Below are 2,655 nucleotides of genomic sequence, written 5' to 3'. Positions count from 1 at the left end.
TATCGGGCCTGGAATAGCGACGACGTAGGGGCATGAGATCTCAGCGGCGAAGTCTATCGCTTCGCGATACCGGTCCAGCGTGTATTCGCGCATAAGCACATCGACGCCGTTGGGGTTGTTGTCGAGAAGGGGGTAACACAGAGATGAAACCTTCAGGCCCTCGCCGTTTAGCCAGTCCTTGTAGGCCTTGACCTGATCCGCGCTCAGCTCTCGCGGCCAGCAATGCGGTGGGAATATCATCAGCTCGAAGATATCATAGCCGAGTGTACGAAGATGTTTCATGGCGCCAAGGCCATCGTGCGAATATAGAAACGGGAATGTACTTGCTGCGACGTTGAGTTTTGTCATCTGAGAGGAAATCCTTTCCGCTTGTCAGTTTGCCACCAACATGTTCAGGTTACGCACAAAAGTTAATATATCGCACAGAACTACGATTCAAATGAAAATGAAAGGGCTTGAATGCCAAGCGCGCTTTTTTCGCCGTTCGATCTGAAGGGGCTGACGGTTCCCAACAGGATCACCGTGGCGCCGATGTGCCAATATGCTGCGTTGGACGGAGTGCCGCAGGACTGGCACCTCGTGCATTTGGGGCAATTCGCAATGTCAGGGGCGGGTCTGATATTCACCGAGGCAACAGGTGTGGAGCCCGATGGCCGCATTACTGACGGATGCACAGGACTTTACGACGATGCGACCGAAGCTGGATTTGCCCGCGTCGTGGACTTTATGAAATCAGCGGGCAATGCGGTCGTCGGCATCCAGCTTGGCCATTCAGGTCGCAAGGGCAACACCGTCGCGCCTTGGCAAGGCGGCGGCATGATCGAAGGGTCTGGTGGCTGGCAGCCGCAAGCCCCTTCGGCGGTGCCATATCTGCCCGGATGGCCGGCACCGGCTCCAATGACTGATAGCGATCTTGATCGCGTAAAATTAGCGTTCGTTGAAGCCGCTAAGCGAGCCGATCGCGCTGGCTTCGACATCGTAGAGCTTCACGCGGCTCACGGGTATCTTTTGCATCAATTCCTGTCGCCTATTACCAATACCCGCGACGACGTCTACGGCGGCAGCCTTGAAGGCCGGATGCGATATCCGCTTGAGGTGTTCAGTGCGATCCGGGCAGCATTTCCCGCTGAAAAACCTGTTATAGTTCGCCTATCGGTAACAGACTGGATTGAAGGCGGATGGGACCTGGATCAGTCCATCGAATTCTGTCGCGCGCTGAAAGAACTCGGTTGCGACATGATTGATGTCACCAGCGGTGGTCTGGACCAGCGGCAAAAAATTACAACTGGACCGGGGTATCAGGTAGGGATGTCCGAAAGTATCCGTCGCGAGACTGGTATGCCCACGATGGCTGTTGGTCAGATCACTGATCCAATTCAGGCAGAGACAATCCTAGCAACAGGTCAGGCGGACATGATCGCTTTGGCACGAGGCATGTTGTGGGATCCGCGATGGCCATGGCGGGCGGCAGTGGCGCTGGATGAAGAAATCGCACTTCCAGCCCAATATGCGCGCTGCAATCCGAAGCTCAGCTCCACACCCTTTGTCAGGAGGAGATAGCCAATGGCAGATCTTGGTGGAAAGACAGTGGTTATTACCGGCGCGTCGAAGGGCATCGGGGCCGCCATCACAGAAGTCATGATCGAGGCTGGTGCGACTGTTATCGCGCATTATGGTGGCGACCGTGCCGGGGCCGAGGTCGCCACCTCACGGGCGAAACGAGGTCAGGCGACACTTTTGTCGGCTGATTTTTCGGATATGGGTGCGGTGGATGACTTTTGGGCGCAGGCGCACGCAGCGGCCGGTGGTCGGATCGATGTTCTGGTCAACAATGCCGGCATTATGCGTCAGTCGGGTGGCATTCTCGACCCGATTGAGGATTGGGATGCAATCTGGTCCGAGGCCATGGCGGTGAACCTGCATGCGCCTGCGCGCTTGCTACGTCACGCTGTCTCGACGTGGCTGAACGCGGGCGAGCAGGGGGCGATAATCGGCATCGGAAGCTGGGTCACGACACGAGGCACCTCGAACCCCGGTGCTATCGCCTATGCCGCCTCTAAGGCCGCAATTGCGGCAGCCACAAAGACAGTGGCCCGAAACTATGCGGATCGTGGTATCCTAGCCTATGTTATCGCGCCCGGTGTTGTGCGCACGCAAATGTCAGTCGACAGCGCTGCATTGACGGGCGGCGAAGCTGCGGTGACCGCAACCTTGCCCATGGGTGAATGGGTGCCTCCGTCCGATATCGCAGAGCTGGCGGCATTTCTTGCCGAAGGCCGCGCCCGGCACCTGACCGGTGCCACTATCGATGTGAACGGCGCGGCCTACATTAGATGAGCCTACTTGGCAGCGACGGACTTTGTCTCGATCGTATCGACGATCCGATCCAGCTCCTCCATCAAAGGAACCATCTTTGCAATCCGCTCGCGTCCCTCAGCACCAAGGCTTTCGAACGTGGTGATCGGCGCGCGCACGTCCCCCACAGGGTGACCCGCAGCCGCCGCCAGCGCCTTGGAATAGCAGTGGTGCCCATAAAGCGGATGCCCAGCCGTAATGATCGTGTCGAACTGCGAGATAATGTTCTGTACCGTCTGAACGTCGTCCCAACGGCCTTGTTCGGCCCATTCAACAAATTTGACCGTCGCTCGCGGAATG

4 protein-coding genes are annotated in these 2,655 nt (G+C 57.6%); 2 read left to right on the top strand and 2 right to left on the bottom strand.

The features are described from left to right. The coding region (locus Q1B15_RS00020) for a TIM barrel protein (RefSeq protein ID WP_299748296.1) at positions 1-348 on the bottom strand (348 nt) is incomplete at its 3' end. A gap of 111 nt (positions 349-459) precedes the next feature. On the opposite strand from Q1B15_RS00020, the gene Q1B15_RS00015 reads away from it, so the two are divergent. Both Q1B15_RS00015 and Q1B15_RS00010 read left to right on the top strand, forming a co-directional pair. Next, positions 460-1,560, top strand: coding sequence for an NADH:flavin oxidoreductase/NADH oxidase (locus tag Q1B15_RS00015; protein WP_299748293.1), 1,101 nt, complete (start codon positions 460-462; stop codon positions 1,558-1,560). Between the two features lie 3 nt (positions 1,561-1,563). Further along, positions 1,564-2,337, top strand: a complete 774-nt coding sequence (locus Q1B15_RS00010; protein ID WP_299748290.1) for an SDR family oxidoreductase — start codon at positions 1,564-1,566, stop codon at positions 2,335-2,337. A 2-nt stretch (positions 2,338-2,339) separates the two neighbouring features. On the opposite strand, the gene Q1B15_RS00005 is transcribed toward Q1B15_RS00010, so the two are convergent. Further along, the coding region (locus Q1B15_RS00005; protein WP_299748287.1) for a hypothetical protein at positions 2,340-2,655 on the bottom strand (316 nt) is incomplete at its 5' end.

The sequence above is a fragment of the uncultured Boseongicola sp. genome (assembly GCF_937988555.1).
Taxonomy (GTDB): Bacteria; Pseudomonadota; Alphaproteobacteria; order Rhodobacterales; family Rhodobacteraceae; genus Boseongicola.
Note: the sequence above shows the minus strand (reverse complement) of the source record. Positions and strands in the feature narration are given on the sequence as shown.